Below are 15,131 nucleotides of genomic sequence, written 5' to 3'. Positions count from 1 at the left end.
CTCTCGGGCATATGACGGATGGATAGGGTGAATTCATGACAGCTACTGGCGGCGGAACCGAGTCGTGCTTCCGCACCGCGGTGGTCCCCGCGGCGGGGCTCGGCACGAGGTTCCTGCCCGCGACCAAGACGGTGCCCAAGGAACTGCTGCCGGTGGTCGACACCCCGGGCATCGAATTGGTCGCCGCCGAGGCCGCGGAGTCCGGCGCCAATCGGCTGGTGATCGTGACCTCGCCCGGAAAAGACGGCGTGGTCGCGCATTTCGTCGAGGACCTGGTGCTGGAGAGCACCCTGGCCGAGCGCGGGAAATTCCATCTGCTGGAGAAGGTGCGCAAGGCGCCCGCGCTCCTGGACGTGACCTCGGTCGTGCAGGAGGAGCCGCTGGGCCTGGGGCACGCGGTGGCGCAGGCGGAGCCGGTGCTCGACGCGGACGAGTCCGCCATCGCGGTGCTGCTGCCCGACGACCTGGTGCTGCCCAGCGGCGTGCTCGAGCTGATGGCCAAGGTGCGCAGCGACTATGGCGGTTCGGTGCTCTGCGCCATCGACGTGCCGAAGGAACAGGTCAGTGCCTACGGCGTTTTCGACGTCGAGGAGCTGCCGGGCGGTCCGAAGGACGTGCTCAAGGTCAATGGCATGGTGGAGAAACCGGCCATGGAGGAAGCGCCGTCCACGTTCACCGCGGCGGGCCGATACCTGTTGGACCGCGCTATCTTCGACGCGCTGCGCCGCATCACCCCGGGCGCGGGCGGCGAGCTGCAGCTGACCGACGCCATCGCGCTGCTGATCGCCGAGGGTCACCCGGTACACGTCGTGGTACATCGTGGGTCGCGACACGATCTGGGGAACCCGGGCGGCTATCTTCGAGCAGCGGTCGATTTCGCCTTGGAACGCGAGGAATACGGCCCCGCCCTGCGGGAGTGGCTCGAGCAGCGGCTCGGGCCCGGCTGGAATCCACAGCTGACCTCGTACGAATAGACGCAGCGAGCACAGTGAAGGACAGGCGCCGGGATCGCATGGGAGACACAGCGGGCGGAATGTCACCGGCGGCGGGCGAGACAACGGAAGGGCGGCATGCGCTCGGTTGAGGATCAGCAGATCAAGGTGACCGCCGCGGCTGTGGCCCCGCGCCCGGTTCGGGTCGCGATCAGCGAGGCCCAGGGACTGCTGTGCGCCGAGGACGTCGTCACCGAGCGTCCGCTGCCGGGCTTCGACCAGGCCGCCATCGACGGATACGCCGTGCGCAGTGTGGATGTGGCCGGCGCCGGCGCGAATATCCGCGACGAGGACGGCAATTCGGTGCACCTGAGCCTGCCGGTGGTGGGCGAGGTGGCCGCCGGCTCGCGTCAGCCGATCCGCCTGCAACCCCGCCAGACCGTGCGGGTGGACACCGGCGCGCCGCTGCCCACCCTCGCCGACGCCGTGCTGCCGCTGGAGAACACCGACGGCGGCCGCGCCCGCGTGAAGGTCTACGAGTCGGTGCGTTCCGGCGACTACGTGCGCCGCATCGGCGACGATGTGCAGCCCGGTGACCTGGCCGTGCGGGCCGGCACCATCATCGGCCCGGCTCAGGTGGGCCTGCTGGCCGCGGTGGGCAAGGACAAGGTGCTGGTGCATCCGCGGCCGCGACTGTCGGTGCTGTCGGTGGGCGGCGAACTGGTCGACATCGACCGCACCCCGGGACCGGGCCAGGTCTACGACGTGAACTCCTATTCGCTGGCCGCCGCCGCGCGCGACGCGGGCGCGGACGTGAACCGGGTCGGAATCGTGAACGCCGACCCCAAGCGGCTGCGAGACGTGGTGGAGGGCCAGCTGGTTCGCTCCGAGGTGGTCGTGATCGCGGGCGCTGTCGGCGGCTGGGCGTCGGAGCAGGTGCGCGAGGCCCTCGAGGGCCTGGGCGAGCTGGAGATCACCCGGGTGGCCATGCATCCGGGTTCGGTGCAGGGTTTCGGCCTGCTCGGCCGCGACGAAGTGCCGACCTTCCTGCTGCCCTCGAATCCAGTTGGCGCGCTTGTGGTTTTCGAGGTCATGGTGCGGCCGCTCATCCGGATCGCGCTGGGCCGCCGCCATCCCATGCGGCGCATGGTGCGGGCGCGCACGATCCTGCCCATCGCCTCCATCCCGGGCCGCCGCGGGTATCTGCGCGCACAGCTCATGCGCGACGAGCAGACCGGCGACTACCTGGTGCAGCCGCTGGGCGGCCCGAATGGGGCGTCCTCGCATCTGCTGGCGACCATGGCGGAGGCCAACAGCCTCATCGTGATCGATCCCGAGGTCACCGAGGTGCGCACCGGTGACGAGGTGCACGTCGCGTTTCTTGCGCAGCGAGGGTGAGGCGTGGAGATGATTGTCTTCCGGACCGCCCAGCATCCGGGCTGGCCGGCGCACCTGGGGCCGGTGCGCGTCGCCGCGGGCGTCGTCACGCTGCGCCCGATCCGTTTGCGGGATGCCTCCGCCTGGAGCCGGATTCGCATCCGCGACAAGGACTACCTGGAGAAGTGGGAGCCGACCGGCCGCGGCCCGTGGGAGGCCCGCAACCATTCGAGCAACTGGCCCGCGCTGTGGTCGGCGCTGAAGGCGGAAGCCCGGCGCGGCGCGATGATTCCGTTCGTCATCGAGGTCGACGGCGCGTTCGGCGGGCAGCTCACGGTGGGCAATATCGTGCGCGGCGCACTGCGCTCGGCGTGGATCGGCTACTGGGTGTCGAGCGAGCTGAGCGGGCAGGGCGTGGCCACCGCGGCGCTGGCGCTGGGGCTGGACCATTGCTTCGGTGCGGTGGGCCTGCATCGGGTGGAGGCCACGGTGCGTCCGGAAAACCTTGCCAGTCAGGCGGTTCTGCGCAATGTCGGCTTCCGCGAGGAGGGGCTGCTGCAGCGCTACCTCGATGTCGATGGGGCGTGGCGCGATCACCTGCTGGTGGGCATGACCGTCGAAGAGGTGTCGGGGACCGTGGTGGAGAGGCTGATTCGCGCGGGACGCGCCGCGCGAGCCTGATAACTCGCTGTGTATTTCCGCGGCCGGATTGCCGCCGCTGCCGGTGCCTCACCAGAATTGCCCCTCGAAATGGGGTTTTGGGGGCTTGCCCCGAAGCGCGACCGAGAGTTGGCTGTTACTAGTGTTACTTGTGTGGTCGGCGCGCCTGTGGGGAATTCCCTCGGGGTGGAATTAACCTACGGACGCCGGTGGTGCGGCCGTTTACCAACCGGTAGGCGCTGCGGTGCACGTCGAAGGGACTATGAGCTGGGCGGGACGGAGGTGTGACGGCAATGCCGAATTCGATCTTGTGGATCGGTTTGGTGGTGCTCTGGGTCTTCGTCCTGTTTCCGATGCTGGCCAATCGTCATCCCCGTATCCGTCAGCACACCGACGCCGCGCTCTCCACGCGGGTGTTGCATCGCGGGGGAGCGAAGCGACGCACCAGGAAAGGTCCGGCGACCGGGCATGACACCGACCCGGACTACGTGCCGGTTCGCAGAAAGCTTCAGCACCCGAGCGAGGATCCGGAGGATCGGATGACCAGATCGGACGGCAGCACCGCTGCATCGGACGAGAAGGAAGTCGACACCGAGGCTGAGCCCATTTCCGAAGCGCCCGTGGTCACCGCCGAAGCACCCGAGCCCGAAGCGGATTCGGCCGACGCCGAGGCGCAGGTGGACGCCGTCGCCGAATCCGATTCCGAGACAGCAGAATCCGAGACGGACCCCGAAACCGCCACGGACGACGGTGAATTCGAGACCGACAGCGACGCGGCGGCCCGGACGGAGGCCGAACCCGAGCCTCCGCGGCGCGCCCGTCCCCCCGCTCTCCGCGCGTCCGACCCGGAACCGGAGCCCGAATCCGACTCCGACGACGAGGATTTCGTGCCCTCCCGGCGCGGTCGCGGCGGGTTCGACCCGGAGGCCGACGCCGCCGCCCGCGCGGCCCGCTATACCTTCCGCCAGCGCGCCGTCCTGGGCGGGGCACTGTCCACCCTGATCCTGGCCGGCGCCGGTGTGGCCATCTCCGCGCTGCTGTGGTGGCTGTGCGCGCTGTCCGGCATCGTCCTGGTCGCCTACCTGGCCTACCTACGCAGGCAGGTCCGCATCGAGGAGGACATCCGCCGCCGCCGTGCCGCCCGGCTCGCCCGCCGTCGCGCCGAGGACGCCGAGGAGCCGCGCCGACGCGAACGTCCGCGCCCGGACCGCGAGCAGACCCGCACCCAGTTGCGCCGCGCGGTCCTGGTCGAATCCGATGACGAGGACCCGTTCTTCGAGCACCTGGAACTGTTCGACGCCGCGGCCGCCCGCGCCACCCGTCAGCGCGCCGCCGGAGCTCGCGAACGCCGCGCGGTCGGCGAGTAACCGCACCGAATGACTGAGAGGGCTCCCCGAAGGTCGGGGAGCCCTCTCACTGTCTCTGGGCTCGACGGCGAAGCCCGCGAGCACTGCCAGAGGTCCCCGGCCTCGCGCAAGTCCGCGAGCACTGTCAGGCATTCGGTCGCGAAGCCGCGGAGGGTTGCGAAGCCTCGGGCGCGGCGGGGTTCGGGAGCGAGAGCCCCGAGGGAGTGTTCTCCCAGCAGAGAAATCAATAGCTTTTCGCTATTTCTGGAAGGCCGACTCTCGGCAATGGTGAATCACGCATAGAAAAGGCCCGGCACTCGGCCGAGCCTTCTCGAGTATGCGGAGTACCGCTATTCGGTGCCGATCTTTCGCTCCGCTCCCGGAATCTGGCGCTCGATGAGCTCGGCCAGGCTTCGCAGTTTGGCCGCGAATTCACGGGCCGCGACCGGATGGTCGGTCGAGCCCTTGACCACCTTCTGGGTGAGTGCCGCGAGCCGCGATTCGACCGAGCTGAACACGTCGGAGGTGTTCGGCTGCTCCTCGATGAGATCTCCGCGCAGCCATGCCCGCAGGCGCTGCACCACCTCGCCCTCGTCGTAATCGTCGGGCAGTATCGCGACGGCCTCCCGGAGCTTGCCCGCGGTGACCTTCACGTCGGCGGCCAGCGTGGTGTACACCGTGACCGCCGCGTCCTCGCCATACGCCGCGGCCACCGGCAGCAGCTCGCGGATCTGTCCCTCGTTGATGGCGGGCGCGACCGGGTGCAGTCGCGCGGCCAGCGGCCAGGCCCGGATCAGCTTGTGCGCGTAGGACCGCTGCATGTCCCATCGCTTCTCCACGTACTCGTCGAAGCTGGCGTGGTCGGCGCGGTAGAGCCGGCCGTCGCGCACGATCTGCAGGGCGCGCCCGGCCGTCCAGAAGGCCACCCGCAGTGCGTCGATGGAGGATTCGCAGAGTTCGAGTTGATCGGATTCGGCCCGGCTGAGCGGGCCCTCACCGCCCGCGGTGGGCAGCGGCAGATCCAGCACGCTCGGCGCGGGCGCGACCGGCTGCGGCATGACGACCTCGACCGGGGAAGGGCCGGTCGGCATGGAAGCGACCGGAGCGGGAGCCGCCGGTGGGGTCGCCGCCGGTGCGATCGCGACCGGATCGGCCGGCGGCCGTGTGGGTTTGACGGGCGCCATGAGCACGGTGGTGGCGGCCTGAGACAACTTCGGGGTGCGCGGCCATTTGGCGTCGCGCAGCGGGGAGACCGGGGGAGTGTGCTCGGCGTCGTCGGAGAGCGGATTGCGGCCCAGGCCTCCGCCGATGGAACCCTTGCGGCGCTGCGGTGGCATCAGGCCGACACCTCCGCCGGAATGCGCGTGGACCGCGCCGCTTCCAGATACGGCCGCGTCAATTCCTCACCGACGGCGCGGTATTCGCCGAGATCCTCGATCGGATTCTCGGCCCCGTCGCCGACTTCACCGTCGGCCGCCTCCCGGTACCACTTCCACGCACTGACATAGGATTCGAAGACGTCGTATCCCGCGTCCTCCAGATTGCGGCGCTGCGTGCGGTATTCGGTGGAGACATTGACGCCGTTCTTCATGGTGACCGGAACCTTGGTCATGAGCACTCGCACCCGGATGGCCTTCTCGTGCTCCGCGGCCGCCTCTTCGGCGGCGCGATAGGTGCTGGGCACGCGCTTGACCTCCGAGGGGCTGACACTGGTGACGAGAACGAGTTCATCGCTCACCGGTACGGCGGCCTTGAAGATATCGGCCGATTCACCGCCGGCGTCGACGATGATCACGTCGTAGTTCGCGGAATTGTCGGTGATGCAGTCGTTCACGTGCCGGGACGGGAAGGCGAGCAATTCGAAGGGAATGCCGACCTCGGCCTTCTGCAGCCGCCGGTACCAGGAGTACCCGGTCTGGCTGAGCGGGTCGGCATCGATCACGAGTACCCGAAGTTCGTGCACCGTAGCGAAATACGAGGCGAGGAAGAAGGCGGAGGTCGTCTTGCCGACGCCGCCTTTGAGATTCCCCAGTGTGACCACCAGGGGCCGGGGAAGATTCGGTAGCGCACCGGATTTGGTCATCGATCATCCTCCTTGATGATGGGGAGGGAAGTTTTTCCGTCGATCAGTCTCACATGGGCGCGGGCCCGCGCCCGCGAAGGCTCGCGCGATGTCGTCGAATTCGCGGCAGATCGGCTGTGTCCAATTGGACACAACGGTCAATGGTTACTGTTTCGTTATGGATAAAACGCATGTCTTTTATTGCGCCTCCTGATCTTCCGGCGAAATATGCACTTTCGGATCTGCTGGCAGTACCGAAAAATTCGCGTGATCGACGGATACCGGACAGCTTTCACGGCTTGATCGGAGGACGAGCGCTCATGGAAACGATCGGTGATAGACAGAAGGTTCGAGTTCTTCCGCGGCTGAGCCGGCGGACCCTGCTGACAGGAGTCCTCGGTGCGGCGGCCGCCGGAGCGGCCCTGCTGTTCCCAGCGGGCCAGGCGCACGCGGCGCCCGTCTCGGTTCCCGGCATCGGGGAAATCGAGATCCCGAACGAGATCGCCGCCCAATTCGGCATCGCCGCTCCCGTCCCACAGCCCGCCGTCGGAGAGTCCTCCGCGGTCGGGGAGGCGGATGCCTCGCGGATGGTCGCGATTCCCGAACGGGTCGCCATTACCCCGGCCGACCCATCGCCGGATCCCGTTCCGGTCCAATCGCTGTCGCCGGAGCCGCTGCGCCCCGCGATGCCCGCACCGGAATCCCGCTCGGTAATGGTCGCCGGTCTCGGCACCGTCACGGTGCCGGCCGACCTGCCTCGGCTGACCGGAGTCCCCGGTGTGACCGATCCCGCGCCAGGGCCCGCGCCGGTGCCCGCGGCCATGCCGAAGAAGGCCGGTGAGCGCGCCATCGAGGCGGCCCGCACCAAGCTCGGCGCGAGCTACAGCGCGGGCGGCGACGGCCCGGACTCCTTCGACTGCTCGGGTTTGGTGCAGTGGTCCTATCGCGAGGCCGGAGTCGATGTGCCGCGCACCAGTTATTCGCAATTGGCCGCCGGAACTCCGGTATCGCTGGACGAATTGGAGCCGGGCGATCTGGTGTCCTATTACGGTGGCAGCCATTCGGCGCTGTACCTCGGCGACGGAGAGGTCATTCACGCCAGCGACTACGGTTCCGGCGTGAAGATCTCGCCCTTGACCACCATGCCGGTGGCCGGAGCTCGCCGCTTCTGAGCAGGGCCGGTCGACCGCACGCGCGCGGTCGAAGGAAGCCCGGACACCCGATCCGCCGGCACCGGCCGACAACTGCTGGGCCATGACCGGCAGCCGGGCGCCCGCCGCGGAATGACGAACCGCTCGGGAGTCACGGCGGCAGGATCATCGCACCGGAGGAAGACCACGTATCCGCGCAGCGGCGGTGTGGTCTACGAGATCCCCGGCGGCTTCGATCCGGACGCCCGCACCGTGCCATGATCGACGGGCTCGGTCAGCAGCCCGACGATCATGGCGATGATGCTGTCCCGCGCGTCGTCGCGTTCCGCCGCGGTGGGCAGGTCCTGGCGTTCGTAGTCGGCGAGCAGCGCGAACATGACGGTGGTCATGCCCTGGAGCCGGTACCGCCGCTGCGCCGGAGTGAGATCGGGCATGGCCCGGTAGAGCCGCGCCACCAGCACACGCGTTGCGGCCCAGCGCTTTTCATGCAGGTTCGGGCCGGTCACGGCGGGATGCGCCCGCGCCTGCTCCAGGAAGCGCGCGTAGTGCGTCGACCCCCCGGCGTAGGGCACGTCGAACATGGGCCGCACCAGAATCGCGACCAGCGCGGCCACGCTGTCCGGCGCGCCCGCGGCCTCGTGGTCCGCCAGCAGTTCGGTGCGCCGCGATTCCAGTGCCGGCTGGTGCCGTTCGATGATGGCCGCGATCAGTCCGTCACGGGAACCGAAGTGGTAGTGCACCGCGGAGTTGTTGCGCTGTCCCGCCGCCACCGCGATATCCCGCAGTGCCACATCCGGCCCGCGTTCGGCGATGGTGCGCTCACCGGCGAGCAAGATCAGCTCACGCGCGTCAGGACTGTTCACCGGGGCCACTATAGGGCCGCGCCGGGCCGTAGCGATTTCCCGGTTCCCGGCGAAACGGTACTATCGTGCCCCTGCGGCATGTACCGCGCAGTACACGCGGACGCAGGCAGAGATGACGGCGGTGATGATCGATGACGCCACGAGACTTCCGGTCCCGCCGGGCCACGGTGGACCTGGCCCTGGTGGTGCCGCTGAGCGGGCCCGCCGGCATCTTCGGGCCGTCCTGTGAGGCCTGCGCGACGCTCGCGGTCGAGGACATCAACGGCCTCGGCGGCATTCTGGGCCGCCCGGTGCGGCTGCGCACCGTGGACGCCGGCGCGCCGCCGCCGATGCTGGCCGCGCAGATCGACCGGATGGTGAGCCAGGGCATGATCGACGGCGTGGTCGGGTGGCATCTGTCCAATGCCCGCAAGGCGATCACCCCGCACACCGCGGGTCGCGTGCCCTACGTCTACACCACCTTCTACGAGGGCGGCGAGGACTCCGACGGCGTCTACATGGTGGGGGAGACCCCGGACCAGCAATTGTTCCCCGCCCTGCGCTGGTTCCGTGCCGAACTGGGTATCCGCCGCTGGTGCGTCGTCGGCAACGACTACGTGTGGCCGCGGGAAACCGCCAGGGCCACCGCGGAATTCGTGCGGGGCACGGATATGGCCGTGGTCGGTGAGGTGTTCACCCCGCTGGGCGGCCGAGATTTCAGCGCCGTCCTCGACCTGATCCGCGCCTCGGCGGCCCAGGGCGTGCTGGTGTTCATGGTCGGAGCGGACTGCGCCGCGTTCAATCGCGCGTTCGTGGCGGCCGGGTTGGACGACGGGCGGCTGCGATTGAGCATGATGATCGGCGAGGACGTGCTGTACGCGGGCGGGCCGGACAGCGCGCGCGGATTGTTCACGGCCTGCGGCTATTTCGAGAGCCTGGTCTCGCGCGAGGGGATGGCCTTCGGCGGTCGCTATACCGCCCGATTCGGGCAGCTGGCCCCGGCGCTGAACAATATCGGCGAATCCTGTTACGAGGGCATGCTGCTCTTCGCCTCGCTGGCGGAGGCCGCGCGCAGCCTGGATGTGCGCGTCATCGAGCGCGGTGCGGCGCGGGTGAGTTACGGCGGCCCGCGCGGTGAGGTGCGAGTGCGAGGGACGCACACCACCCAACCGGTGTTCCTCGCCGAGGCCGACATCATGGATTTCACCGTGCTCGCCGATCTGGCGGGGCTCTGAATTCGGGTCGCCCGCCGTCCACTTTCGCGCGTGATGACGCAAATTCCATTGCCACCGAACGCTATTCGAATGCGTGCTTTCCATCTGAATTCCACTGCGAGGCAGGCGATTGCGTGTCAGGTGGCCGTGGCGCAGGGGAGCCGTTCGAACGAGAGTGAACGCTACGTTGCGTTCACGCAACGGGCAATAAGCGAATACCGTCGAGATTTTTAGAATGTCAGTGCGACAAGGGGATTCGTGCACCTCCGGCAGAGAGTTCAATGCAATATCGCAGGTCGTATGTTGCAATAGGGTGGAGCCGCGCCGCTTCGGCGGCATCTGATGAAGGAGCCGCTCCGATGCCCGGAGGAAGACTCAGCCAGGAGGATCGCCGTCTCATCGCCGCGGGGCTGGCCCGGGGCCTCGGCTTTGCCGAGATCGCCCGGCAGCTCCATCGGCCGACCTCGACCGTGAGCCGGGAGGTGACTCGCAATGGCGGACCCGGCCGCTATCGCGCCGATCTGGCGCAGGCCGCCACCGCGGTGCGCTCGCGCCGCGGCGCGTCCCGGCCCAAGCGGGTCGAAAAGCCTTCCAGCGTAGACGAATACGGCCGCAGCCCGGCACTGCTGTCCGAGTTCAGCGCCCGGTTCGCGATGCTGTTCGCGCAGGCCGGGATGCCGCGCATGGCCTCGGCGGTGCTGGCCCGCCTCTATGTCGCTGACTCTGGCAGCCTCACCGCCGCCGAGTTGGTGGGGGATCTGAGGGTGAGTCCGGCAACGGTGTCCGCGGCCGTCGGCTACCTCGAGGAGCGGGCGTTGATCCGGCGGGACCGGGATCCGGGCAGCCGCCGAGATCGCTATGTCATTGACGAATCCGCTTGGTACCGAGCCACTCTCGCGGACGCACGCGCTCATGAGCGGCTGGCGGCGACGGCGCGCGACGGCGCTGACACCCTGGGTTCGGCCACGCCCGCCGGGGTACGGCTACTGGGCATGAGCCAGTACCTGGAGCGGGTCGGCCTCGATATGGTCCGCTCCGCGGAACGCTGGCGCGCGCAACTCGCTCGATGAGCCCGATCTAGAGGGCGGGTGCGCCCGGTGAGCCGGGAAACGGTTGCGCGACGGCGATTCCCGGGAATCTGCGGTGAATGCGATCCAGATACCGGCGCACCGTGGAGAGTTCGGCATTGATCGCCTGCCGGGCTTCGGGGGTGGGTGCGGTCTGCAATCGCCGGGTCAGTTTGACTACATGTCTTTCCAATTCCTCGAGGAAGATGCGGGCCTGAGCTGCCTCGGGATCCTCGCCGGCGTCGGGATTGTCGAATCCCCTGTACTGCATATCGCGGAAGTATTCCACGCAGCCGGGCTCAGCGCGGCGCAAATGGATTGCGTCCAGGCGAAATTCGCCGCACGCGGGAATGCGTGCGCCGCATCGAATACCCCGGCGGGGTGTTCGAACACGCCGTCGAGGAACACCACGGCCGGGATATCCGCTCCCGCAGCCCCGTCGAGGCGATGGACCGGCAGCTCCTGCGCCGCGCCCACCCCGAGATCGCCGAAAATCCGATCGCCCCGATCCTGCCCGGCCGTCCCCCTGTGGTCCACCGCGTGTGAACACCCCGACACGGCATCGAGTAGCCTCGCCAAGCGAGCTGCCCCGGCGCGACCGGGGTGTTCGGATCCCCGCACCGCCCCCTCGTCAGGAATTCGAATGGCCATCAGTTACCTGGAATCGATCATCGTCGGCGCACTGCAAGGGGTGAGTGAACTCTTCCCGGTCTCCAGCCTGGGCCACAGCATCCTGTTGCCCGCCTGGGTCGGCGGCAAGTGGGCCGACGACCTGAGCATGTCCGCCAAGGACTCGCCGTACCTGGCGCTGCTGGTGGCCATGCACGTCGCCACCGCGCTGGCCCTGGTCATCTTCTTCTGGCGAGACTGGGTGCGCATTCTCCAGGGCCTGTGGGACGTGGCGCTGACACGCCAGATACGCACGCCCGAAGCACGATTGGGCGTGCTGCTGGTGATCGCGACGATTCCGGTGGGCCTGGCCGGTCTGCTCCTGGAGAAAGCCGTCCGCAACTACCTGGGCACGCCCGTCCCGACCTCCATCTTCCTGGCGATCAACGGGTTCGTGCTGTTGTCCGCGGAGATCATGCGCAAACGCGATCACGAACCCGATTTCGTGCTGTCCAGCCCCACCGGTCGCACCGGTGACCTCTCCATGGAGGACACCATCGTGCTGCCCATGACCGACCCGGCCCGCGCCTCCGATGTCCGCCTGTCCCGCCTGAGTGTGCGCGACGCCACCCTGATCGGCGCCGCCCAGATCGCCGCGCTCTTCCCCGGCATCAGCCGCTCCGGCAGCACCATAGTCGCGGGCCTGTTCAAGGGCATGCGCCATGAGGACGCCGCCCGTTTCGCGTTCCTGCTGGCCACCCCGGTCATCCTGGCGGCCGGCGTGCTGAAGATGCCGGAACTCTTCAAGCACGAGAACCACGCCATCCTCGGTCCGGCCTTCGCGGGCAGCGTGGTCGCGGGGGTCCTGTCCTATATCTCGGTCAAGTTCCTCACGGCCTACTTCGAGACCAAGACCCTGACCCCGTTCGCCATCTACTGCCTGGTGGCGGGCCTCGGCAGCCTCGTCTGGTTCACCATCCGCTGACCCGCGCCCCTCAGTGCGAAGGGGTGGTGGTGACGGTCGGGGTCGTGGTGGTGACCAGCGGGGTGGTGGTCGGGACCGTCGTGGTGGTCGTCGGCGAGGTGGTCGTGGTGACCGGCGCGGTCGTGGTGTCGGGGGTCACCGTGGTGGTCGGCGGCGTCGTCGCGGCCGGCGTCGTCGTGACCGGGGCGGCCGGGGTGGTGGTGACCGTCGGGGTGGTGGAACCCGTTGCGGGCGTGGTGGATCCGGAGGTGGCGGTCTTCGGGGCGGCGGCCAGCACGGCCGGAGCCGAAGTGGTGGTGCTGGTCGCGGTGAGGGTCTTCGGGTTCAGCTGGCCCGCCTGGGCCTCCTTGGCGAGCTCGGTGAGCCACGCGGCGGCATACTCCGCGGAGGTCAGGGGCTTGCCGTTGTCGGGGTTCGAGTCACGCCAGTAGTCGAAGTGGTGGCCGGTGCCGTTCGGGCCGAGGGTGAGGTTGTACGGGTCGTTCAGCAGCACCGGGATGGTGTTCTGGTTGGTGGTGATCAGGCCGATGACCTCGTTGAAGACCTTCTGCGGCAGGTAGGCCAGCGGCGCCATGTTCTCGGCCTGAATGGAATCCGCGGCCACCGGGGTCGGGTTGTCCTGGTTCGGCTTGTAATTGGGGTCCGACACCTTGAGCAGGACGTCGAGGAAGGTCTCCTTGCTCGTCCACCAGCCCGGGTTGTGCGCGATATCGGCGAAGGCGTCACCGGCGATCTTGCCCAGCACCACCGCGACGTCCATGCCCGTGGTAGGGGTGAGGCCGTCGCTCTGCATCTGGTCGGCATTGATCTGGCGGCCGACATTGATGGCCAGCTGCAGCAGCGAGATGTTCTTCGGCGCGGCGCAGGTGAGGTCGCCGTCGGAGCAGAAGGAGGCGATCCGGCCGTTCAGCGAGCCGAAGTCACCGGCATTGCCCTGCAGCGCACCCTGTCCGCCCGCGATCTCCTTGCCGCTCTGGTAGCTCTGACCGAAGTTGTCGGGGTGGCTGTAGGGATCCTTCGCGCCCGGGAACGGACCGTCCCCGGCGGTGCGGCCGGAGTCGGCGAGGATGACCACGCCGGCGACATTGCCGGGATCCACGATCCCGTACTTGCCGTCCGCGCCCGCCGTCTGATGGCCGATCTGCATGGCCACCCGGCGTGCCACATCCGCGCCCTCGCTGTAGCCGACGATGGCGAACTTGGTGTTGGGGCAGGCCGCGGAGATGTCGCGCATCACCTGTTCGGTATTGGCGACACCGGTATCGACGGCGTTCTCGTAGCTGTCCAGGTTCGCCGGGTAGGAGATGTACACGGCCGAGTACGAGTTGGAGTCGACCGAGCCGTTGGGCGCGTTCACCACCGGATCCACCCAGTGGCTCTGGTAGTCGTCCGACAAGGCCGCGGGCAGCTCGTTGCCATTGGCGTCGACCAGCATCTTCGTGGTGCCCGACTGCGGGGAGTCATTGCGCCCGGCCACCGAGATGGTCACCATGTCATGGCACTCCGTGACCGACGAGGTGAGCGCCGGATCGGCGCGCTTCTCGCCGGGTGATGAAGTGAGCGCGAAAGTGGCCGCCACCGCGACCGCGACGCCGAGCGCCGCCGGCGCCGCGACCGCCGACGCGATCCGATGCCGCTTCACGAAATCACGAATATCCATGCCCGAATCCCCATCTCACCCCGACAAGTGAACTGTCAGGCCCTGCGCGTCGGGCCGTCTACCACCGGAGACGTCGTCGGGGGAGATCCGAGCGTTACTTACGCGAATGGTTCATCACAGCGCCATGACCTGGAACAGGGCCTGGCCCCAGGGCCGCCACCAGCTCGAACGCGCCCACCCGATGAGGGCTGCGGGACCGCCGATGACCTGGGCGACGACGTGCTCGCCGGCGCGGTCCCCGGCGTAGGTCACGTGGGCGTCGGGATGCTGGCTATAGGTTTCGACGAGCTGGTTCGCCGAGGGCGGCGGCAGGATCTGGTCTCAGCGTGAGATGCCAGATGGACAGCGGCATGGTCGTCAAGCTCTTGCTTGGAGTGCACTCCAGCTGGCTAGGGTCGGATCACATGAGCAAAGTGTGGTTCATCACCGGCGTATCGAGGGGTTTCGGGCGGGAATGGGCACTCGCGGCACTCGAGCGCGGGGACCGTGTCGCCGGCGCCGCGCGCGAGTTGCGAACCCTGGACGATCTGGTCGCCAAGTATCCGGAGACCTTCCTCGCGGTTCGGCTCGACGTCACCGACCGCGATGCCGACTTCGCCGCCGTGCGGCAGGCGGCCGACCACTTCGGGCGGCTCGACGTCGTGGTGAACAATGCCGGCTACGGCCAGTTCGGCATGATCGAGGAGCTCACTGAGCAGGAGTTCCGGGACCAGCTGGAAACCAATGTGTTCGGCGCGATGTGGGTGACCCAGGCCGCGCTGCCCATCCTGCGTGAGCAGCGCAGCGGTCACATCCTGCAGGTCTCCAGCATCGGCGGCATCTCGGCCTTCCAGAACCTGGGCGCCTACCACGCCTCGAAGTGGGCCCTCGAGGGCTTCTCCCAGTCCCTGGCCCAGGAGGTCGCGCCCTTCGGCATCCATGTGACCCTCATCGAGCCGGGCGGCTTCGACACCGACTGGGCCGGGCCGTCCTCACGGCACGCCACCCCGAATCCCGCCTACGACGACGCCCGCGCGGCCCGCGCCGCCCAGCGCTCGTCGGTCCGCCGCGGCGAGCCCGCCGCCACCCGGGCCGCCATCCTCGCCGTCGTCGACGCCGAAGAGCCGCCGCTGCGCATCTTCCTCGGCGAGCTCCCGCTGGCTATCGCCACCGCGGACTACGAGTCGCGGCTGCAGACCTGGCGCACCTGGCAGCCGATTTCCATTGCCGCCCAAGGTAACTGACCA

Annotated in this window: 16 protein-coding genes; 10 read left to right on the top strand and 6 right to left on the bottom strand. The window is 68.5% G+C overall.

What is annotated here, in order from left to right; all coding sequences use genetic code 11:
* Positions 1-35 precede the first annotated feature (35 nt).
* From GLP40_RS22545 to sepX, 4 genes are all read left to right on the top strand, one after another.
* A complete protein-coding gene (locus GLP40_RS22545) occupies positions 36-974 on the top strand; it encodes a UTP--glucose-1-phosphate uridylyltransferase (protein ID WP_154789951.1) in 939 nt (312 codons plus the stop codon).
* 96 nt (positions 975-1,070) lie between these two features.
* Positions 1,071-2,330: a molybdotransferase-like divisome protein Glp gene (glp, locus tag GLP40_RS22540; RefSeq protein WP_154789950.1), complete on the top strand. Its 1,260-nt coding sequence runs from the start codon at positions 1,071-1,073 to the stop codon at positions 2,328-2,330.
* Between the two features lie 9 nt (positions 2,331-2,339).
* Entirely contained in the window at positions 2,340-2,990 is a 651-nt protein-coding gene (locus tag GLP40_RS22535; protein WP_154789949.1) for a GNAT family N-acetyltransferase, read from the top strand.
* A 272-nt stretch (positions 2,991-3,262) separates the two neighbouring features.
* Positions 3,263-4,336, top strand: a complete 1,074-nt coding sequence (gene sepX, locus GLP40_RS34540) for a divisome protein SepX/GlpR (protein ID WP_154789948.1) — start codon at positions 3,263-3,265, stop codon at positions 4,334-4,336.
* A 329-nt stretch (positions 4,337-4,665) separates the two neighbouring features.
* Here sepX and GLP40_RS22525 read toward each other — a convergent pair whose 3' ends face one another.
* On the bottom strand, positions 4,666-5,652 hold the full coding sequence (locus GLP40_RS22525) for a hypothetical protein (protein ID WP_154789947.1): 987 nt from the start codon (positions 5,650-5,652) through the stop codon (positions 4,666-4,668).
* On the bottom strand, positions 5,652-6,398 hold the full coding sequence (locus GLP40_RS22520) for a ParA family protein (RefSeq protein ID WP_154789946.1): 747 nt from the start codon (positions 6,396-6,398) through the stop codon (positions 5,652-5,654). The genes GLP40_RS22525 and GLP40_RS22520 overlap by 1 nt, the downstream gene beginning before the upstream one ends.
* A gap of 299 nt (positions 6,399-6,697) precedes the next feature.
* Here GLP40_RS22520 and GLP40_RS34005 point away from each other — a divergent pair, with 299 nt between their 5' ends.
* Positions 6,698-7,549 (top strand): C40 family peptidase, encoded by an 852-nt coding sequence (locus GLP40_RS34005; RefSeq protein WP_230329812.1) that lies wholly within the window; start codon positions 6,698-6,700, stop codon positions 7,547-7,549.
* A 191-nt stretch (positions 7,550-7,740) separates the two neighbouring features.
* On the opposite strand, the gene GLP40_RS22510 is transcribed toward GLP40_RS34005, so the two are convergent.
* Positions 7,741-8,391: a TetR family transcriptional regulator gene (locus GLP40_RS22510; RefSeq protein ID WP_154789945.1), complete on the bottom strand. Its 651-nt coding sequence runs from the start codon at positions 8,389-8,391 to the stop codon at positions 7,741-7,743.
* 131 nt (positions 8,392-8,522) lie between these two features.
* Between GLP40_RS22510 and GLP40_RS22505 the strand changes: the two genes are divergently transcribed.
* On the top strand, positions 8,523-9,605 hold the full coding sequence (locus GLP40_RS22505; protein ID WP_154789944.1) for a substrate-binding domain-containing protein: 1,083 nt from the start codon (positions 8,523-8,525) through the stop codon (positions 9,603-9,605).
* Between the two features lie 338 nt (positions 9,606-9,943).
* Positions 9,944-10,654 (top strand): GbsR/MarR family transcriptional regulator, encoded by a 711-nt coding sequence (locus GLP40_RS35110; protein WP_154789943.1) that lies wholly within the window; start codon positions 9,944-9,946, stop codon positions 10,652-10,654.
* Between the two features lie 7 nt (positions 10,655-10,661).
* Here GLP40_RS35110 and GLP40_RS22495 read toward each other — a convergent pair whose 3' ends face one another.
* The gene (locus GLP40_RS22495) at positions 10,662-10,922 is read right to left on the bottom strand and encodes a hypothetical protein (RefSeq protein WP_154789942.1); all 261 of its coding nucleotides are present in this window, start codon (positions 10,920-10,922) and stop codon (positions 10,662-10,664) included.
* Between the two features lie 83 nt (positions 10,923-11,005).
* Here GLP40_RS22495 and GLP40_RS22490 point away from each other — a divergent pair, with 83 nt between their 5' ends.
* Both GLP40_RS22490 and GLP40_RS22485 read left to right on the top strand, forming a co-directional pair.
* Positions 11,006-11,197, top strand: a complete 192-nt coding sequence (locus tag GLP40_RS22490) for a hypothetical protein (RefSeq protein WP_154789941.1) — start codon at positions 11,006-11,008, stop codon at positions 11,195-11,197.
* Positions 11,198-11,288: 91 nt separating this feature from the next.
* Positions 11,289-12,245 (top strand): undecaprenyl-diphosphate phosphatase, encoded by a 957-nt coding sequence (locus GLP40_RS22485; protein WP_328290542.1) that lies wholly within the window; start codon positions 11,289-11,291, stop codon positions 12,243-12,245.
* 10 nt (positions 12,246-12,255) lie between these two features.
* On the opposite strand, the gene GLP40_RS22480 is transcribed toward GLP40_RS22485, so the two are convergent.
* Entirely contained in the window at positions 12,256-13,905 is a 1,650-nt protein-coding gene (locus GLP40_RS22480) for a cutinase family protein (RefSeq protein ID WP_154789939.1), read from the bottom strand.
* Positions 13,906-14,019: 114 nt separating this feature from the next.
* Complete coding sequence (locus GLP40_RS22475; RefSeq protein WP_154789938.1) at positions 14,020-14,157, bottom strand: hypothetical protein; 138 nt, start codon at positions 14,155-14,157, stop codon at positions 14,020-14,022.
* A gap of 152 nt (positions 14,158-14,309) precedes the next feature.
* Here GLP40_RS22475 and GLP40_RS22470 point away from each other — a divergent pair, with 152 nt between their 5' ends.
* Positions 14,310-15,128 (top strand): SDR family oxidoreductase, encoded by an 819-nt coding sequence (locus GLP40_RS22470; RefSeq protein ID WP_154789937.1) that lies wholly within the window; start codon positions 14,310-14,312, stop codon positions 15,126-15,128.
* Positions 15,129-15,131: the final 3 nt, after the last annotated feature.

It is taken from the genome of Nocardia aurantiaca (genome assembly GCF_009708175.1).
Classification (GTDB): Bacteria; Actinomycetota; Actinomycetes; order Mycobacteriales; family Mycobacteriaceae; genus Nocardia; species Nocardia aurantiaca.
This window is presented reverse-complemented; position numbering and strand designations above follow the sequence as displayed.

Coding starts and splice junctions, on each gene's coding strand:
- GLP40_RS22545 (WP_154789951.1), top strand. CDS start 36: ATGACAGCTACTGGCGGCGGAACCGAGTCGTGCTTCCGCACCGCGGTG.
- glp (WP_154789950.1), top strand. CDS start 1,071: ATGCGCTCGGTTGAGGATCAGCAGATCAAGGTGACCGCCGCGGCTGTG.
- GLP40_RS22535 (WP_154789949.1), top strand. CDS start 2,340: ATGATTGTCTTCCGGACCGCCCAGCATCCGGGCTGGCCGGCGCACCTG.
- sepX (WP_154789948.1), top strand. CDS start 3,263: ATGCCGAATTCGATCTTGTGGATCGGTTTGGTGGTGCTCTGGGTCTTC.
- GLP40_RS22525 (WP_154789947.1), bottom strand. CDS start 5,652: ATGCCACCGCAGCGCCGCAAGGGTTCCATCGGCGGAGGCCTGGGCCGC.
- GLP40_RS22520 (WP_154789946.1), bottom strand. CDS start 6,398: ATGACCAAATCCGGTGCGCTACCGAATCTTCCCCGGCCCCTGGTGGTC.
- GLP40_RS34005 (WP_230329812.1), top strand. CDS start 6,698: ATGGAAACGATCGGTGATAGACAGAAGGTTCGAGTTCTTCCGCGGCTG.
- GLP40_RS22505 (WP_154789944.1), top strand. CDS start 8,523: ATGACGCCACGAGACTTCCGGTCCCGCCGGGCCACGGTGGACCTGGCC.
- GLP40_RS35110 (WP_154789943.1), top strand. CDS start 9,944: ATGCCCGGAGGAAGACTCAGCCAGGAGGATCGCCGTCTCATCGCCGCG.
- GLP40_RS22495 (WP_154789942.1), bottom strand. CDS start 10,922: ATGCAGTACAGGGGATTCGACAATCCCGACGCCGGCGAGGATCCCGAG.
- GLP40_RS22480 (WP_154789939.1), bottom strand. CDS start 13,905: ATGGATATTCGTGATTTCGTGAAGCGGCATCGGATCGCGTCGGCGGTC.
- GLP40_RS22470 (WP_154789937.1), top strand. CDS start 14,310: ATGAGCAAAGTGTGGTTCATCACCGGCGTATCGAGGGGTTTCGGGCGG.